This window comes from Bradyrhizobium sp. TM239, assembly GCF_036247985.1.
GTDB classification, from domain to species: Bacteria; Pseudomonadota; Alphaproteobacteria; order Rhizobiales; family Xanthobacteraceae; genus Bradyrhizobium; species Bradyrhizobium ottawaense.
In genome coordinates this window covers 14,601-32,140 of sequence record NZ_BTIR01000005.1, presented here as the reverse complement: position 1 = coordinate 32,140, position 17,540 = coordinate 14,601, and the positions used below count along the sequence as shown (strand labels likewise).

18 protein-coding genes are annotated in these 17,540 nt (G+C 65.5%); 11 read left to right on the top strand and 7 right to left on the bottom strand.

Annotation, left to right across the window (positions count from 1 at the left end; all coding sequences use genetic code 11):
- Positions 1-157: 157 nt before the first annotated feature.
- The 3 genes from AABA84_RS08995 to AABA84_RS08985 all read right to left on the bottom strand — a co-directional run bounded on the left by AABA84_RS08995 (position 158) and on the right by AABA84_RS08985 (position 2,718).
- Positions 158-817 (bottom strand): hypothetical protein, encoded by a 660-nt coding sequence (locus tag AABA84_RS08995; RefSeq protein WP_338311909.1) that lies wholly within the window; start codon positions 815-817, stop codon positions 158-160.
- A 125-nt stretch (positions 818-942) separates the two neighbouring features.
- A complete protein-coding gene (locus AABA84_RS08990; RefSeq protein ID WP_212250011.1) occupies positions 943-1,632 on the bottom strand; it encodes a class I SAM-dependent methyltransferase in 690 nt (229 codons plus the stop codon).
- A gap of 33 nt (positions 1,633-1,665) precedes the next feature.
- Positions 1,666-2,718, bottom strand: coding sequence for a glycosyltransferase family 4 protein (locus AABA84_RS08985; protein WP_338311908.1), 1,053 nt, complete (start codon positions 2,716-2,718; stop codon positions 1,666-1,668).
- A gap of 274 nt (positions 2,719-2,992) precedes the next feature.
- On the opposite strand from AABA84_RS08985, the gene AABA84_RS08980 reads away from it, so the two are divergent.
- Both AABA84_RS08980 and AABA84_RS08975 read left to right on the top strand, forming a co-directional pair.
- Complete coding sequence (locus tag AABA84_RS08980; protein ID WP_095426047.1) at positions 2,993-3,709, top strand: L,D-transpeptidase; 717 nt, start codon at positions 2,993-2,995, stop codon at positions 3,707-3,709.
- 102 nt (positions 3,710-3,811) lie between these two features.
- The gene (locus AABA84_RS08975; protein WP_338311907.1) at positions 3,812-4,243 is read left to right on the top strand and encodes a c-type cytochrome; all 432 of its coding nucleotides are present in this window, start codon (positions 3,812-3,814) and stop codon (positions 4,241-4,243) included.
- Positions 4,244-4,458: 215 nt separating this feature from the next.
- On the opposite strand, the gene AABA84_RS08970 is transcribed toward AABA84_RS08975, so the two are convergent.
- The gene (locus tag AABA84_RS08970; RefSeq protein ID WP_338311906.1) at positions 4,459-4,683 is read right to left on the bottom strand and encodes a hypothetical protein; all 225 of its coding nucleotides are present in this window, start codon (positions 4,681-4,683) and stop codon (positions 4,459-4,461) included.
- Positions 4,676-5,470: a DUF899 domain-containing protein gene (locus AABA84_RS08965; RefSeq protein ID WP_338311905.1), complete on the bottom strand. Its 795-nt coding sequence runs from the start codon at positions 5,468-5,470 to the stop codon at positions 4,676-4,678. Before AABA84_RS08965 ends, AABA84_RS08970 begins: the two co-directional genes overlap by 8 nt.
- A gap of 150 nt (positions 5,471-5,620) precedes the next feature.
- On the opposite strand from AABA84_RS08965, the gene AABA84_RS08960 reads away from it, so the two are divergent.
- The 8 genes from AABA84_RS08960 to AABA84_RS08925 all read left to right on the top strand — a co-directional run bounded on the left by AABA84_RS08960 (position 5,621) and on the right by AABA84_RS08925 (position 15,166).
- The gene (locus tag AABA84_RS08960; RefSeq protein WP_338311904.1) at positions 5,621-6,841 is read left to right on the top strand and encodes a helix-turn-helix domain-containing protein; all 1,221 of its coding nucleotides are present in this window, start codon (positions 5,621-5,623) and stop codon (positions 6,839-6,841) included.
- Between the two features lie 29 nt (positions 6,842-6,870).
- Positions 6,871-7,512 carry a Vgb family protein gene (locus tag AABA84_RS08955; protein ID WP_338311903.1) on the top strand — a complete coding sequence of 214 codons (642 nt, stop codon included), beginning with the start codon at positions 6,871-6,873 and terminating at the stop codon, positions 7,510-7,512.
- 122 nt (positions 7,513-7,634) lie between these two features.
- Entirely contained in the window at positions 7,635-9,203 is a 1,569-nt protein-coding gene (locus AABA84_RS08950) for a DUF4403 family protein (RefSeq protein WP_338311902.1), read from the top strand.
- A 136-nt stretch (positions 9,204-9,339) separates the two neighbouring features.
- The gene (locus AABA84_RS08945) at positions 9,340-10,449 is read left to right on the top strand and encodes an ABC transporter ATP-binding protein (protein WP_212250038.1); all 1,110 of its coding nucleotides are present in this window, start codon (positions 9,340-9,342) and stop codon (positions 10,447-10,449) included.
- Between the two features lie 48 nt (positions 10,450-10,497).
- Positions 10,498-11,556, top strand: a complete 1,059-nt coding sequence (locus tag AABA84_RS08940) for an ABC transporter substrate-binding protein (protein ID WP_212250040.1) — start codon at positions 10,498-10,500, stop codon at positions 11,554-11,556.
- Between the two features lie 22 nt (positions 11,557-11,578).
- Positions 11,579-12,841 (top strand): ABC transporter permease, encoded by a 1,263-nt coding sequence (locus AABA84_RS08935; RefSeq protein ID WP_338311901.1) that lies wholly within the window; start codon positions 11,579-11,581, stop codon positions 12,839-12,841.
- Positions 12,838-13,665 (top strand): ABC transporter permease, encoded by an 828-nt coding sequence (locus AABA84_RS08930; RefSeq protein ID WP_338311900.1) that lies wholly within the window; start codon positions 12,838-12,840, stop codon positions 13,663-13,665. The genes AABA84_RS08935 and AABA84_RS08930 overlap by 4 nt, the downstream gene beginning before the upstream one ends.
- Positions 13,666-13,954: 289 nt before the next feature.
- Positions 13,955-15,166: an ABC transporter substrate-binding protein gene (locus AABA84_RS08925; protein WP_338311899.1), complete on the top strand. Its 1,212-nt coding sequence runs from the start codon at positions 13,955-13,957 to the stop codon at positions 15,164-15,166.
- 99 nt (positions 15,167-15,265) lie between these two features.
- On the opposite strand, the gene AABA84_RS08920 is transcribed toward AABA84_RS08925, so the two are convergent.
- Complete coding sequence (locus AABA84_RS08920; protein WP_338311898.1) at positions 15,266-15,796, bottom strand: PRC-barrel domain-containing protein; 531 nt, start codon at positions 15,794-15,796, stop codon at positions 15,266-15,268.
- A 227-nt stretch (positions 15,797-16,023) separates the two neighbouring features.
- Entirely contained in the window at positions 16,024-16,587 is a 564-nt protein-coding gene (locus AABA84_RS08915; protein WP_212250050.1) for a hypothetical protein, read from the bottom strand.
- 180 nt (positions 16,588-16,767) lie between these two features.
- Between AABA84_RS08915 and AABA84_RS08910 the strand changes: the two genes are divergently transcribed.
- Positions 16,768-17,538: a response regulator gene (locus AABA84_RS08910; protein ID WP_212250052.1), complete on the top strand. Its 771-nt coding sequence runs from the start codon at positions 16,768-16,770 to the stop codon at positions 17,536-17,538.
- Positions 17,539-17,540: the final 2 nt, after the last annotated feature.

Genomic DNA, 17,540 nt, shown 5'->3' with positions numbered 1-17,540 from the left:
GAGCCCACCGCCGATGCCGCTGCATTGTGTGCACCATATGCGATTGTCCGACCGCACGCGGGGAGAGGCGAAAGAGCCCCCAAGACGTGGATGCCCGGGACAAGCCCGGGCATGACGTAACCATCAGACATCGGAGTACTCAGTGAGACCAGCGCGCTCAGGCGTGCTGCTCTTCGAGCGTGGGCTCGCCGATGAGGCCCAGCGTGTGCTCGGGGTTGAGGTGCAGGCCGGGGTCCATCAGCTCGCCGCGCATCAGGGCGAGCGGCGCGCTGCGATAGAGCATCAGATCGTGGAAGGGATCGGTCAGGATCTTGGTCATCCAGACGAGGCCGGTTTCGACGTCGCGGATGAAGAACAGGTGCACGGTGCGGAACAACAGACCGCCGCCGCCGACCACGAGCCAGATCTTGGCGACCTGCCGCATGAAGTCGGTCGCGCTCGCCCAGGGCGTGAACAGGCCGAACAGCGTCGGATCGACGAACAGCACCAGCGGCGAGGCCGCCCAGATCGTCATCAGCACCACCTTGCGCTGCAGGTTGTAGCCGACCTTGATCTCTTCCTTGTGCTCGTGGGTGGCCTGGTTGATGTGGTCGTAGCCGTGCGGCTCGAAGAAGAAGTGACCGGCCTGGCGCGAGGTCATCGAGACCAGCCAGCCGACCAGCGCGGAGACCACGGGATCGATGAACAGCCAGACATAGGCAAAGAGAAAGCTCAGCGCGCTGATGAAGTGCAGGCTCTGATTGATGCGGCTGTGGTGATAGTAGCGATGGTCGTCCCAGCGCTGGATCCGCAGCTGCTCGAGATAATTCTTGATCATGCTCTCCCCCAAAATGCTTTCGGGTATGGGATTACAGGGATTCGATGTAGGCCGTGTGACATCATCATTTTGTCATGTGACGATGTGCAGCGGCGCGGTGACGCACGCGACGCGTGAGCTTCAGCTCACGCCGCCTTCGCGACGTCGACCTTGCGGAAGCGCACCAGCGAGAAATGGCCGAGCGGCGGAATCAGGCGGCGCTCGGCGAGCTCGATGCCGTGGGCGCCGGCCAGCCACTTCGCATAGCGCGACCAGGCGAACTCGGCGGTGCGGAAGCCGAGCGGACGCACCACCGGCTGCAGCTTCTGCTCGATGAAGCGGCGCATGCCGGCATCGGCGCTGACGCGGGTGAGGATGATCAGCTCGCCGCCGGGCCGCAGCACGCGGGCGAATTCGTCGAGCGCCTTCTCGGGGTTCGGCACGGCGGTGACGACATATTGCGCCATCACGACGTCGAAGGAATTGTCGGGGAATTCGAGCTTCTCGGCGTCCATCACCGCGAGGCCTTCGACGTTCTTCAGGTTACCTTCGGTGACGCGCTGGCGCGCCTTGTCGAGCATCGCTTCCGAGATGTCGGTGCCGAAGATGCGCAGGTTCGGTGCATAGAGCGGCAGCGAGATGCCGGTGCCGACGCCGACCTCGAGCACGCGGCCGCCGATCTTATTGGTGGCCGCGATCGCCGCCTGCCGGCCCTTGGCGAACACACCGCCGAACACGAGATCGTAGACGGGCGCCCAGCGGTCATAGGCCTGCTCGACCGTGCCACGGGTGAGATCGAGCTGCTGGGTGCCGTCAAGGTTCATGATCTTAGCCATCGATGAGGTTCTCGCTGTGGTCAGACGTTGGGATCAACCGCGCACCGGCCGCCGCGCCATGCGAGGCGAGGCGCGCAGGACGCGGCTGGGCTGAAGTGAGGTGAGATTGCCGACGAACTGGCGCGCGCTGTTTTCCCAGGAACGCTCCAGCGCGAAGTTGCGGCAGGTCTCGCGCGACATGGTGAGCGCGCGCAGGCACGCGGTACGCAAATCGTGGTCGATCGCGCCGATCGGATGATCGGCGATCACGTCCTTGGGACCCGTCACGGGAAACGCCGCAACCGGCGTGCCGCAGGCCAGCGCCTCCAGCTGCACCACGCCAAACGTATCGGTCAGGCTCGGAAACACGAACACGTCGGCGGCGGCGAGATGCGCAGTGAGATCCGCGCCCTTCTTCTCGCCGAGGAACACCACCTCCGGATATTTCTTCTGGAGCGCCGCCTTCTGCGGGCCGTCGCCCACGACCACCTTGGTGCCGGGCAGATCGAGCGAGAGAAACGCTTCGAGATTCTTCTCCACCGCAACCCGGCCCATGGTCATGAAGATCGGCCCCGGCAGATCGAGCCGTGCCGGATGATCGGGATGAAACAGCTCGGTGTTGACGCCGCGCGTCCAGAAGCCGAGCCGCTTGAAGCCGCGTTCGGAGAGCTCCTGCCGCAGCGAGGGCGTCGCCACCATCGTCATCGCGGCGGCATCATGGAAGTGGCGCAGCACGGCATAACCGACGGCGGCGGGGATCCCGGTCCGCACCGAGACGTATTCGGGAAAGCGCGTCGTGTAGGACGTTGTGAAGGCAAGCCGGTTGCGGCGGCAATAGGCGCGCGCCGCCCAGCCGATCGGACCTTCGGTCGCGATGTGGAGCGCGTCCGGCGCGGCCTTCTCGATCCGTCGCGCGATCTCCTTTCCGCTCGGCAGCGCGATGCGCAGCCCCGGATAGGTCGGCAGCGGCCAGGACGGAAAGCCGTCCGGCGTCAGGAAATCGATCTCGACGTCGAGGGCGTTGGCGGCATTCGCCAGCGAGGTCAGCGTGCGGACCACACCGTTAACCTGGGGATGCCAGGCGTCAGTCGCGATTAATACCCGCATGGGGAAATCCCGAGAGTTTGATGATTCTCGGTTTCCGACCATCAACGAAGGATATTTCAGGCGTGTGACGTCACAGAAGTGTCGGCCCACCGTTTTGTTCGTTAACGAGCGCCTGCGGCCACGAAACTGTCATGAAACAATCCTTGCCGCCGTGAAACCGTTTTCGGTTTTCCGCGCAAATGTCCCGAAACGTTTTGCCGTTAGTGATCTCAGCAACAGAGCACCGCGACGGTGCCGCGGTGGCCGAGACCACCGAGCAAACAGGGGCGATCACATGTTCAATCTGGATACGTTCAAGACGTTTTCGCGCGCCGTTGCGCTCAGTGCAGTCGCGGTCTCCGCAATCGCATTCGCGGGTAGCGCCAAGGCCGCGCCAGTGCAGCTCTTCCCCTTCTTCCAGCCGCTGCCGCCGTTCGCCGCGCCGCAGCCGATCCAGCCCTATCAGCCCTACCAGGCGCCGACCTATCAGACCGAGCCGTCCGAAGATCAGGACGCCGTGGAGATGCCGGCGCGCTTCCGCCGCCAGACCGTCTCCTACGCGACGCGTGAGGCGCCGGGCACCATCATCATCGATACGCCCAACACCTATCTCTATTACGTGCTCGGAGGCGGCCAGGCGCTGCGCTACGGCATCGGCGTCGGCCGCGACGGCTTCACCTGGTCGGGCACGCAGTCCGTAACCAGAAAGGCCGAGTGGCCGGCCTGGACCCCGCCCCCGGAAATGATCGCCCGCCAACCCTATCTGCCGCGCCACATGGCCGGCGGCCCCGGCAACCCGCTTGGCGCCCGCGCCATGTATCTCGGCGGCACCATCTACCGCATCCACGGCACCAACGCCCCCGACACCATCGGCAAGCGCGTCTCCTCCGGCTGCATCCGCCTGACCAATGACGACGTCTCCGACCTCTACTCCCGCGTCAACGTCGGCACCAAGGTGATTGTGCTGCCGATGACGGAACGGCGCGCGGAGCTCGGAACCGCGACGCGCTGAACCCACAGGACATTGTGACGCAAACGGCCCCGGAACATCCCCGGGGCCGCTTTCGTTTGCCCCCGACATGTCGACGCGCGCTTGCTGCGGCGCGGGTCCCCGATGGAGGCGCAAATGCAACCACGCCTGCAATGCTCGCCGTGTCAGTGGCTGCGCCCAGTCGCCGGTGCCGGAGCGCTAACGCTGCTCGTGTCCGTACCCTCCTCGCTCGCGCAGCAGCCGGCGAGCGACGCGGCGGCTCAGCAGGCCTTCAACAATTCCTGCCGCACCTGCCATTCCGTGAAGGAAGGCGACAATCGCCTCGGTCCCAATCTCAACAAGATCGTCGGCCGCAAGGCCGGCTCGCTGCCGGACTACAACTACTCGTCCTCGATGAAAGAGGCCGGCTTCGTCTGGGACCAGGACAAGCTCACGCGCTTCATGGTCAAGCCGGACGAGGTGGTGTCGGGCAATAAGATGCAGCCCTATGGCGGCGTCTCGGCGGAGGACGCGGCGAAGGTGGTGGCGTATCTGCAGGCGGCGGGCGGGCAATAGTCGCGTGGGCGCCGCGTGTGAGGCTTGCATTCGAAATCTCAGCGCATCCTTCGAGACGCCCGCCTGCGGCGGGCCCACAGGATGAGGGCGGAGTGTGCGGCAGCTCGTGCTCACGCAGCTATTGCACCAGGGCGCGAATGCCAGTTTGCCTCATCCTGAGGAGACCGCGAAGCGGTCGTCTCGAAGGACGAGGCGTTCACACCGGCGGAAATCGCTCATCCGCCGGTCCTCTCTGAGACCAATCTCAGCCACGCCGCTGAATGAAACGCGCTCATCAGCAGATACATCGGCACCATCTCGCCGAGCGAAGACCCGCGCCCGGCGACGCACAGCATGTCCGCCTGACCGCCGCCGACCATGGCCGTCAGCCCGGCCATGATGGCGAAGGTCGGCGTGGCCGCGAGGCCGAGCCATCTGGCAAGGCTGGCGGCACTAGTCACGACCTTCCGCCGCCTCCTGACGAAACGCCTTCTCGCCGGCGTCGGAGATCTCGACCCACTTCTTGTCGGGCGCCGCGCCTTCGGTGTAGCTGTCGTGCCAATTCCACCATTTGTAGGTCGGCGTCTGCGGATAGCCCTTCGGCGAATCCTCCCAGACCTCCTGCCGTCCGAGCGGCGTGATGTCGAGGTAGTTCCAGGTGCCGCCCATCTGCTCGTCGCCGCGGCTCTTGACGAAATAGGTGCGAAAGACGCGCGTCCCGTCATGGTAGAACACGTTCGTGCCGTGCCACTCGTCGACACCGAAATCGGCGTCGAAGCTGTCGGTGACGGTGACCCACGGCATGGTCCAGCCCATCCGGTTCTTCAGCCTGACGATGTCGGCCTGCGGCGCCCGCGAGGCGAACACCAGCGTGGTGTCGCGGGCATTCAGATGCGAGACATGGGCGACCTGGTCGGCCACCATGGAGCAGCCGCGGCAGGCATGATCGGGCCAGCCGAACACGCCGGGCTCGAAGAAGGCGCGGTAGACGATCAGCTGCCGCCGGCCCTGGAACAGATCGAGCAGGCTGACCTTGCCGCCGGGCCCCTCGAACGCATAGGTTTTGGAAACTTCCATCCACGGCATGCGCCGGCGCTCGGCGGCCAGGGCGTCGCGGGCACGGGTATGCGCCTTCTCCTTCACGAGCAGTTGCTGACGGGCGGCCTCCCAGTCCTGCGGCGACACCACCGGCGGTGTTTGCATGACCGTCTGTCCGTTATTCCGTTCGTTTTGGGCTGATGTCATCATGACTCTCCAAATCTCTTGCCTGACGTCTTGCCGGGGCGACCCCTCCACGTCTCGCGGAACCGCTCGCCCTTCACGGCACCTTGTCGGCCGTCAGCGAATTCTGGCACCTTGCGGTTGCGCGGTGGGAGTAACAAGTGTGGCGGGATTGACATGGAGTCGCTGATCACCGCCGCGGCGCGCGCGCTCGAGGCCGGCGATCCGCTCGGCGCGCTGAACCGCGTTGCGTTGCGCAACGATGCGCCGTCGCTGGCGCTGCGCGGCATCGCGATGGCGCAGCTCGGCGATCTCGCAAAGGCGAAGACGCTGCTGCGAAGCGCCGCGCGCGCCTTCGGTCCGCGCGAGGCGGTGGCGCGCGCGAGATGCGTGGTGGCCGAAGCCGAGATCGCGCTGGTCTCGCGCGATCTCGGCTGGCCGGCGAAAACGCTCGCGGCCGCACGGACGACGCTCGAAAAGCATGGCGATGTCGCCAATGCCACGCATGCAGGCCACATCGAGGCACGCCGTCTTCTTCTCGTCGGACGGCTCGACGAAGCCGAGCGTATCCTCGCCGAGCTCGGCGCCTCCCCGCTGCCGCCTGCCCCGCAGGTCGTCCGCGAGCTCGTGGTCGCCGGCATCGCAATACGGCGGCTCAGAACCAAAGACGCGCGCGCGGCGCTTGCCCGGGCAACCGACGCAGCGAGCCTGGCGGGCATCCCCGGGCTCACAGCCGAGGTCGAGAGCACGAACCGCGTGCTCGATACGCCCGCAGCACGCCTGATCACGCTCGGCGACGAACGTCCGTTGCTGCTGGAGCAGGTCGAAGCGCTCGCGGCTTCGGACGCGCTGGTCGTGGACACGTTCCATCATTCGGTGCGCAGGCGGGGCACGATCGTATCGCTCGGAACCCGCCCGGTGCTGTTCGCACTCGCCCGCGTCCTGGCGCAGGCCTGGCCCGCCGACGTCTCGCGCGAGGCGCTGATGGCTGGGGCGTTTCAGGCGAGGCACGTCGATGAATCGCACCGCGCGCGCCTGCGGGTGGAGATCGGCCGGCTCCGCGCCAAGCTCAAGCCCCTCGCCGATGTGACCGCGACGAAGCAGGGCTTTGCACTGACACCGCGCAAGACGCGACAGGTCATGGTGCTGGCGCGGCCCGTCGAGGAGAAGCACGCCGCTGTCCTCGCCTTCCTCTCCGACGGCGAGCCGTGGTCGAGCTCGGCGCTCGCGCTGGCGCTTGGCACCAGTACGCGCACGGTCCAGCGCGCGCTCAACGAGCTGGCGCGATCGAACAAGGTGCAGTCGTTCGGACATGGGCGAGCACGGCGCTGGATGACGCCGCCCGTGCCGGGTTTCCCGACAGGCTTGTTACTCCCGGGACCGCTCCTGAAGACGTAAGGTAGGAGCACATCACAGGGAGCGAGCACATGAAGCGTTCAGCCGCCGAGATCGTCAGGGAATACGGACCTTTTGCCGGCGTGGAGGCCGTGCATGGCGTCACCTATGACGGCACCCATGTCTGGTTCGCATCCGGCGACAAGTTGAACGCGGTCGATCCGGAGAGCGGCAAGGTCGCGCGCTCCCTCGATATCGCTGCACATGCGGGAACGGCGTTCGACGGCCGGCACCTGTTCCAGATCGCCGAGGATCGCATCCAGAAGATCGATGCGGCCTCAGGCAAGGTGCTCACCACCATTCCGGCGCCGGGCGGCGGGGGCGATTCCGGATTGGCCTGGGCCGAGGGCTCGCTGTGGGTCGGGCAATATCGCGAACGCAAGATCCATCAGGTCGATCCGGACACGGGGAAGGTCCTTCGCACCATCGAGAGCAAGCGCTTCGTGACCGGGGTGACCTGGGTCGACGGCGAGCTCTGGCACGGTACCTGGGAGGGCGAGGATAGCGATATCAGGCGGATCGATCCTGACACGGGCAAGGTGCTCGAGCAGCTCGACCTGCCTGCCGGGACGATGGTGTCAGGACTGGAGTCCGACGGCGGCGACCGTTTCTTCTGCGGCGGTGGCGCTAACGGCAATGTGAGAGCGGTCCGCCGTCCGCGGCGCGGGGCCTGAATGCGCGGTAACGGCGCGGTCGCTGCCGTTAACCCGTTCGCCGCAATTCCACCCCATCGGTGCGCTCTAGCGCCCTGCTCGCCTGCCCTGTAAAATCCCCGCCGGGGCGGCTTGGGGGATCGATGCGACTGACGTTGAATCTGAAGACCATCACGATCGCCGTCGCGGTGCTCGCGGCGTCGTTTTTCATCAGCCTGAAGGCGATGGACTGGCTTTCGCCGCGCGCGACGAATTCCGCGCCGCCGGTCGTGCAACTGCCGCCGCTGCCGCCGGTCGCGAAGAGCTCGATCGTCGTGGCGCCGGTCGCCATCGCGCTGTCGGCGATCCGCGACCAGGCCGAGAAGGCCGCGCCGCGCAATTTTGCCGGGAAGGCCGACAACCCGATCTCGCAGATCCTGGAGAACGCCGACATCGGCTGGACCGCCGTGCGCGGGCCGATGGCAGCTGCCGGCGACAAGGACGTGCTGACGATCTCGACGCCGCTCAGCGGCAAGCTGAACGTGACGGGCTCGCTATCGTCGAAAGCCACCGGCGCGCTCGGCGATGCGCTCAGCGGCGTGCTCGGCGGTGACGCAGCGAAACGGATCGGCGCGGTCAACATCAAGAATCTCAACGCCAGCGCTGAGATCAAGGGCAACGTGGTCGTCACCTCGCGCCCGAAGCTCGCGGCCAACTGGCATCTCGAGCCCAATCTCGGCGCCCAGGTCAATCTCGGCGACACCAATCTCAACGTCGCCGGCGCCAAGGTCAACGTGCCGGCGCAGGTGAAGCCGCTGATCGACAAGAATGTCGGCGAGCAGATCAACATCGTCTCCGAACGCATCCGCAACGATCCGAGCCTGCGCGAGAACGCGAAGCTGCAATGGGCCAAGGCCTGCCGCTCGATCCCGCTGCAGGGCTCGGGCTCTTCGGCCGCGCTTCCGCCGCTCTGGCTGGAGATGAAGCCGATCCGCGCCATCGCCGCGCAGCCGCGCGTCGATGCCCAGGCCGTGACGCTGCTGATGGGCCTGGAAGCGGAGACGCGCGTGACGTCGACGCAGACCAAGCCGGACTGCCCGTTCCCCGACAAGATCTCGATCGTGCCGCCGACCGGCACCGGCGTGAGCATCGGCGTTCCCATCGACGTGCCCTTCACCGAGATCAACAAGGTGATCGCCGCGCAGATGGTCGGCCACACCTATCCCGAGGACGGCTCCGGCCCGGTCGACGTCACCGTCAAGAGCGTCAACGTGGTCCCGTCGGGCGAGCGCCTGCTGATCTCGCTTCTGGTGCGCGCCAAGGAAAAGAAGAGCTGGCTCGGTCTCGGCGCCGAGGCGACCGTGCACATCTGGGGCCGGCCGGTGCTCGACCAGGCGCAGCAGACGCTGCGGCTCGCCGACATCCAGCTCGCGGTGGAATCGGAAGCCGCCTTCGGCCTGCTCGGCGCGGCGGCCCGCGCCGTGGTGCCGCAGATGCAGCAGGCGCTGGTGCAGAAGGCCACGCTCGACCTGAAGCCGATCGCGGCGAACGCGCGCGAGAAGATCGCTGGCGTCATCGCCGACTTCCAGAAAAGCGAGGACGGCGTCAAGGTCGACGCCAAAATCGACAGCCTGACGCTCGCCGACATCGCCTTCGATTCCAAGACGCTGCGCGTGGTCGCGGAAGCCGGCGGCTCGCTGAATGTCTCCGTCACGAAGCTGTCGGGGATGTAGCTCGCCTTCATTCGCCGCGCTTGGATGCCTCTTCATCGGTTGCGCCGCTGGCATTCTGATCGGAGGATGCTAAGCTGTTCCTCGCAACCTCGAATGAGGTGCCGACAGCACTGTAGTGGGTAAACGCGAGGTCAACATGGAAGCCGGCATGGTCACGCCTGCGCCGGCACTGGTGCGCTTTTCCGGCATTCAGAAGACCTATGATGGCGAGCATCTCGTGGTGAAGAACCTCGATCTCGACATCAGGAAGGGCGAGTTCATCACGCTGCTCGGCCCGTCGGGCTCGGGCAAGACGACCACACTGATGATGCTGGCCGGCTTCGAGGTTCCGACCCAGGGCGAGATCTACCTCGCTGGCCGGCCGATCAAGACCATGCCGCCGCACAAGCGCGACATCGGCATGGTGTTCCAGAACTATGCCTTGTTCCCGCACCTGACGATCGCGGAGAATATTGCCTTCCCGCTATCCGTTCGCAAGACGAACAAGGCGGACGTGCAGGAACGCGTTGGATCGGCGTTACGCATGATCAAGATGGAGACCCTGGCGCACCGGCGGCCCGGACAGCTGTCCGGCGGTCAGCAGCAGCGCGTGGCGCTGGCCCGCGCGCTGGTCTTCAATCCGCAACTCGTGCTGATGGACGAGCCTCTGGGCGCTCTCGACAAGCGCCTGCGGGAGCAGATGCAGCTGGAGATCAAGCAGTTGCACGAGACGATGGGCATCACCGTCGTTTACGTCACCCACGACCAGAGCGAAGCGCTCACGATGTCGGACCGCATCGCCGTGTTCAACGACGGCATCGTGCAGCAGATCGACAAGCCCGACGCGCTGTACGAGCATCCGGTGAACAGCTTCGTCGCCCATTTCATCGGCGAGAACAATGTGCTGGCCGGCACCGTCGAGACGGTCGACAGGGACTATTGCCGCGTCGCGCTGGCTGGCGGCGGCACCGTCACCGCACGGGCGGTCAATCTATCAGGCGCGGGCGCATCGACCTCCCTGTCGATACGGCCGGAGCGGATCTCCATCGTCCCGGAGGGCAGCTCCAGTGACGGACCGAACCGGCTGCCGGCCAAGGTGCAGAACACCATCTATCTCGGCGACCACGCGCTGGCCGTGCTCGATGTCTCGGGGAATGCCGAGTTCATGGTCAAGCTTCAGCCGGGCGCGCATGACAGCCTGACACACGGTGCAGACGTGTTCGTCACCTTTCGCCCCGAGGACTGCCTCGCCCTCGATCCCGTCTGATCCAGCGATCGAACTCAACGCAACGCACATGAAGAAGGAACAAGGACCATGCTGAAGCGCAAGATTGGCAAGATTGCTCTGGGTTTCGCCGCGGCCTTCACCGCCAGCGCCGCGCTGACCACGGTCGGGCAGGCGCGTGATCTCACCGTCGTGTCGTGGGGCGGCGCGTATCAGGATGCCCAGAAGAAGGCCTATTTCGAGCCGTTCAAGAAGGCGGCCGGAATTGCCATGAACGATGAATCCTGGGACGGCGGCGTCGGTGTGCTGCGCGCCAAGGTGCAGGGCGGCGCCGCCACCTGGGACGTCGTCCAGGTCGAGAGCGACGAGCTCGCGGTCGGCTGCGAGGAAGGCCTGTTCGAGAAGCTGGATTATGCCAAGATCGGCGGCGAGGCCGCCTATATCCCGCCATCCGTCAATCCCTGCGGCGTCGGCGCCATCCTCTACGATTTCGTTCTCGGTTACGACAAGGACAAGCTGAAGGAGGCCCCGAAGGGCTGGGCCGACTTCTTCGACACCAAGAAGATTCCGGGCAAGCGTGCCCTGCGCCAGGGCCCGAAGACCACGCTGGAGATCGCGCTGATGGCCGACGGCGTCCCGCCAAAGGACGTCTACCATGTGCTGGCGACCGACGAGGGCGTCGAGCGCGCGTTCCAGAAGCTCGACACCATCAAGGGCGACATCGTCTGGTGGAAGGCCGGCGCCCAGCCGCCGCAACTGCTCGCCTCGGGCGAGGTGGTGATGACCTCGGTCTACAACGGCCGCATCGACACCGCGAACAAGAACGAGAAGAAGAATTTCGGCATGGTGTGGGACGGCGCGCTGTTCACGCTCGACAGCTGGGTCATTCTGAAGGGCAGCCCGAACAAGGACGCGGCCTACAAGTTCCTGGACTTCGCCGGCAAGGCGGAGAACCAGTCGAAGCTGTCGGAGAACATTTCCTATGGCACCTCGAACAAGGACGCCGCCGGCAAGCTCGCGCCCGCCGTCCTGAAGGACCTGCCCACCGCGCCCGACAACATCAAGAACGCGGTCGAGATCAACGTCGGCTTCTGGCTCGAGAACATCGACCGCCTGACCGAGCGCTTCAACAAATGGGCCGCGAAATAACGCGCCCGGCAAGGCTCGACGAATGACGGATGCGCTCCTGTCCGGCGCCAATGCGTCGACCGAGGTGCCGCTCAAGCGCCGGTTGAGGCGCGCCGAGCGGGCACGCCAGGTCAAGGCATTGGCGCTGGTCGCGCCGCTTCTCGTCTTCCTGCTCTTCACCTTCGCAGGCCCCATCGCCGGCATGCTGTGGCGCGCGGTCGATGACCGGGAAGTGCGTCGGGTTCTGCCCCAGACGATCGCCGCTCTCGCCAGTTGGGACGGCAAGGACCTGCCGGACGAAAAGGCCTACGCTGCGCTGGCGAGCGACGTGCTGGCGGCACGCGCCTCCGGCACCATCGCCGTTGCGGCCAAGCGGCTGAACTACGCGCTGAACGGTTTCCGTACGATCCTGACCAGCACGGCGCGCAATCTGAAGGTGGCCCCGGAGCCCGGCACAGCCAAGGAGACGCTGGGCAAGATCAATCCGGCCTGGCGCGAACGCGCGACCTGGACGACGATCAGGGAGGCCAGCGGCCCCGTCACCGGCTTCTACCTGCTGGCCGCGCTCGACCTTGTCAGGAACGTCGACGGCGCCATCGTCGCGGCTCCGCCGGACCAGGCCATTTACCGCAGCCTGTTCACCCGCACCTTCCTCATCAGCCTCAGCGTCACCGCGCTCTGCCTGATCCTCGGCTTCCCGGTCGCTTACCTCTTGGCGACACTGCCGCCTGGTCGGTCGAACCTGCTGATGATCTTCGTGTTGCTGCCGTTCTGGACGTCGCTCCTGGTCCGCACCTGCGCCTGGATCGTGCTGCTGCAGAGCAAGGGCATCGTGAACGACAGCCTGCACTGGCTTGGCATCATCGACGAGCCGCTGCGCCTGATCTACAATCGCTTCGGGGTCTGCGTGGCCATGACCCACGTGCTCCTGCCGTTCATGATCCTGCCGCTGTACAGCAGCATGAAGGCGATCTCGCCCGCTTACATGCGCGCCGCCGCCTCGCTCGGCGCGCCACCGGTCACCGCCTTCCTGCGGATCTACCTGCCGCAGACGCTGCCCGGCATCGGCGCGGGAAGCCTGCTCGTCTTCATCCTTGCGCTCGGCTATTACATCACACCCGCGCTCGTCGGCGGCGCCGCCGATCAGATGATCAGCTACTTCATCGCGCTCTACACGACCGAGACAGCCAATTGGGGCCTTGCTTCGGCGCTCGGTGCGGTGCTGCTGCTGGCCACCCTTCTGCTGGCGCTCGTCTATGGCAAGCTGGTGCAGGGCCAGCAGGTTACGGGAGGGATGAAGAATTGAGCGACAATGCTTCCCTCCGCACGCCCAGCCAGCGTATCGCGTGGACCGCGACCATCATTGTCTCCACGCTGGTGTTCATCTTCCTGATCGCGCCGATCCTGGCGATCATGCCGTTGTCCTTCAGCTCAAGCTCGTACCTGACCTATCCGCTGCCGGGCCTGTCGTTGCGCTGGTACGACGACTTCCTCAATTCGCCACGGTGGATGAATTCGCTGAAGAACAGCATGATCATCGGCGTCGCCTCGACGCTGCTGTCCATGGTGCTCGGCACGCTGGCCGCGCTCGGTCTGGCGCAGTGGAAGAGCCGGTTAAAACCGCTCGTGCTGGCCTTCGTGCTGTCGCCGGTCGTCGTCCCCGGTGTCATCACCGCGGTCGGCCTGTATTTCTTCTTCGCGCCGATCGGACTGACCGGCAGTTATCTCGGCTTGATCCTGGCTCACACCGCGCTGGCGACGCCCTTTGTGGTGATCACGGTCGGGGCGACGCTGCAGAGCTTCGATACCAATCTTTCGCGCGCCGCCGCCTCGCTCGGCGCCTCCCCGCTTGAGGCGTTCCGCCGCGTGATCCTGCCGCTGATCCTGCCCGGCCTCGCATCGGGCGCGCTGTTCGCCTTCGCGACCAGCTTCGACGAGGTCGTGATCGTGCTGTTCATGGCAGGTCCCGAGCAGCGCACCCTGCCGCGCGAGATGTTCAGCGGCATCCGCGAGAACATCAGCCCGACCATCACGGCAGCGGCGGTCATTTTGACGACGGTGTCAGTCATCCTCCTCGCGACGCTGGAGGCCTTGCGCCGGCGCAACGAACGGCTCAAGGCCGGCGGCTGAGGGGCGGTGTCACCTCTCCCTCTCCCCGCTTGCGGGGAGAGGGTTGGGGTGAGGGGGAGTCTCCGCAGGGACGGCGGCAGTTAGACTCGCGGAGAGTCCCCCTCACCCGCATCGCATCTTCGATGCGCTGCGGCCTCTCCCCGCAAGCGGGGAGAGGCGAAGGAAACACGGTCCACCCCCTGCTATTTCTCACCCTCCTCACGCATCTGTGGCTTAGCTGCCGCGACCGATTGTCGTTAGAACAGTCCCCGCAACAACGCCCAAACAACAACACACAGGGAGAAACAACATGCAAAAACTCATCGCCGCCGTCGCGGCCGGCATCGCCCTCGCCGCAACCTGCGGTACCGCGCAGGCGCAGATCTCCGACGATGTCGTCAAGATCGGCGTGCTCACGGACATGTCGAGCCTCTATGCGGACGCAACCGGCAAGGGCTCGCTCGCCGCCGTCGAGATGGCGGTCGCCGATTACGGCGCCAAGGTCGCCGGCAAGCCCGTACAGGTCGTCGCTGCCGATCACCAGAACAAGCCCGACGTCGGCGTCAACATCGCCCGCAACTGGTACGACAACGACAAGGTCGACGCGATCTTCGACGTGCCGACGTCCTCGGTGGCGCTGCCGGTCTCGGCGCTGACGCGCGAGAAGAACAAGATCAACATCAATTCCGGCGGCGGCTCCTCCGACATCACCGGCACCGCCTGCTCGCCCAACACCGTGCACTGGACCTACGACACCTATGCGCTGTCGAACGTCGCCGGCAAGGCGATGGTCAAGCGCGGCGAGGATAGCTGGTTCTTCGTCACCGCCGACTACGCCTTCGGCATGGCGCTGCAGCGCGACGCCGCCAACGTCGTCAAGGAGAGCGGCGGCAAGGTGCTCGGCGAGGTCCGTCATCCCCTCAATTCGTCGGACTTCTCCTCCTTCCTGCTGCAGGCCCAGGCCTCCAAAGCCAAGGTGGTCGCATTGGCCAATGCCGGCGGCGACACCACCAACGCGCTGAAGCAGGCGTCCGAGTTCGGCCTGACCCAGGGCGGCCAGAAGATGATCGCGCTCTTGCAGGAGATCACCGACACGCATTCGCTCGGCATCAAGGCGACGCAAGGCCTGATCGTTACCGACGCCTTCTACTGGGACATGAACGAGGAGACGCGCGCCTTCTCCAAGCGCTTCAACGAGAAGGTCGGCCACATGCCGACCATGATCCAGGCCGGCCTTTATTCGGCGACCATGCACTATCTGAAGGCGATCGACGCCATCAAGAGCGACGAGGCTCCGAAGGTGATGGAGCAGATGCGCAAGACGCCGGTCAACGACTTCTTCGCCAAGAACGGCAAGATCCGCATCGACGGCCGCATGGTCCACGACATGTATCTGTTCGAAGTCAAGAAGCCGGAAGAATCCAAGGGCGAGTGGGACCTCTATAAGCTGATCGCCACCGTGCCCGGCGACGAGGCCTTCCGTCCCCTCGACAAGGGCGGCTGCCCGCTGGTGACGCACTGAGAATATTCTCCCTCTCCCCGCTTGCGGGGAGAGGTGAAGAAAAAACACGACAGCGCGCCCGGTGAAAACCGGGCGCGCCTCGTTCAGGCGGTTAGCCCATTACTCCGAGTACTTGAACTCGGGCATGTTCTTCAGCTCGTCCTTGCTGGCGTTGAACACGGCGTGGTCCGGATACCACTTCGAGGTGGACGACGTCGTGGTCGCAGCCGGTGCCGTGGTTGTCGTCGTGGTCTTCTCGGTACCGGTCGCAGCGCCGGTCGTGGTGGTCGCGGGCTTCGCACCGGTGCCGGTGTAGGCCACGGCCTCGTTGACGAACTTCAACTTCTCATACGGGACGGCGACCAGATGCTCGCCCAAGCCGAGGAAGCCGCCGACGCCGATCACGGCGATCTTGATGTCGCCGCTCTTGTCCATCAGCAGGTCGTTGATCGTGCCGATGTTCTCGTTGGCTTCGTTGTAGACCTTCAGGCCGTCCATCTTCGAGGTACGCCATTGACCGGACGCCGTCGTGGTCGTCGCGGTGGCCGCGGTCGGCGCCTTGTCGGTGGTGGCGGTCGGCGATTGCGCGAACGCAACGGTGGCAAGCAGTGCGGTGCCGGCGAGGCCGGCGGCGATCGATTTCGTCAGCATGTTGTCCTCTCCTTCACAGAAAAAACTCGTGTGGAGAAAACAGCGCTGATCACACGCAGTTCCGTGCGCGCCGCAATTTCGTCGCGCGATGCGCGAGCTAAAGTCGCAAGGACTGTTCCTGAGTCACCCAGGAACATTTTGCGGCGCACGGTTCCCCGCCGACGATCATGCGCCCTGGGTGAAGCACGATCGCGGCGAGGACCCGCGCCGACCCGCGTCGCTCAGGGTCAGCTCTTGTAGTCGATCAGGAGCGCGGAGAAGTCGGAATTGCCGGACGAGCTGCCGTTGGCGCCGTAGGACGCGCTCGATGATTGCGACTGCTGCAGCGCCTGCAGGAACTGCTGGAGGATCTTGGCCGTGGTGGCATCGGTCGACGTGCTGCTGGTGGAGTCCGCCGAATCCGAAGAGCTGTCGTCCGGTGGCGGACCGGGCGGAGGCCCGCCTGCACCACCGGCGCCGCCCGCCCCGCCGGGACCGCTCGCGAAGGCGGACTGAAACACGTTCTTCAAGTCCTCGGCCTGGTCCGAGGTCAGCGTCCCGTTCGACACCTCGTTCGAGATGAGGTCGTCGATCTTCGATTGCATCTCGTCCTTGGAGGGTCGCGTACCGCTCGACTGGTCGCTCGACCGGCTCTGCTGGAGTGCGGTGTCGATGTCGGTCAGCGCCGTCGAGAGCGCGGACTGGTCCGACGACGAGATCGTGCCGGCGGACACTTCCGATTGCAATTCCTGCTGCAGCCGCTGCAGCGGCGACTGGTGGTTGCCGGCGGAGGCCGCCGAAATCGAGGTCATGATGGCTCCGTGGAGTTTGCGGGGTTTCGTCGCGGACCACGCCACGCTATGGTTAACGGCCTTAACGAGACCTTGCCGTCTCACGACCCGGCGATTGCCGTCTGTTGCGGAAAGCCCGACAGAAACAATCCGAAACAAAAATCTTCGCCATTTGGCCCGAATCCCGGACAAACAAAGCGCATGGCCATTCCCAATCCCAACATCCTGGTCGTCGAAGACGACCGCGAAACCCGGACGCTGATTGCGAAGTATCTGCGCAACAACGCCTGCAACGTCACCGCCGTGGGCGACGGCCGCGAGATGTCGCGCGCCTTGGCCGATCACCGCGTCGACCTCATCATCCTCGACGTCATGCTGCCGGGCGAGGACGGCCTCAGCCTGTGCCGCAAGGTGCGTGCCGAGGCGCAGACGCCGATCATCATGCTGACCGCGCGGGGCGAGGACGTCGACCGCATCGTCGGCCTCGAGATGGGCGCGGACGACTATCTGCCGAAACCCTTCAACCCGCGCGAGCTGCTCGCCCGCATCAACGCCGTGCTGCGCCGCCAGGCCGCGGCGCAAGCGGCGAGCTCGATCGAAGGCGCCTCCACGCTCACCTTCGAGGGCTGGCACATCGACCTGCGGCTGCGCGAGCTGCGCAATCCGGAAGGCGCGCGCGTTGCGGTGACCAGCGCCGAATTCGATCTCTTGCGCACATTCTGCGAACGGCCCGGCCGCGTGCTGTCGCGCGACAGCCTGCTCGACCTCACGCAAGGACGCAACACCGGATCGTTCGAACGCTCCATCGACGTGCTGGTCAGCCGCATCCGCCGCAAGATCGAGCCCAATCCGGCCGATCCCACCCTCATCAAGACGGTGCGCTCCGGCGGCTATCTGTTCACGCCGAGAACGCAGGCTGCGAGCCCTCAAGCGGCAAGCACTCAAGCGGTTGCGGCGCCCCTGAGCAGTTGAAG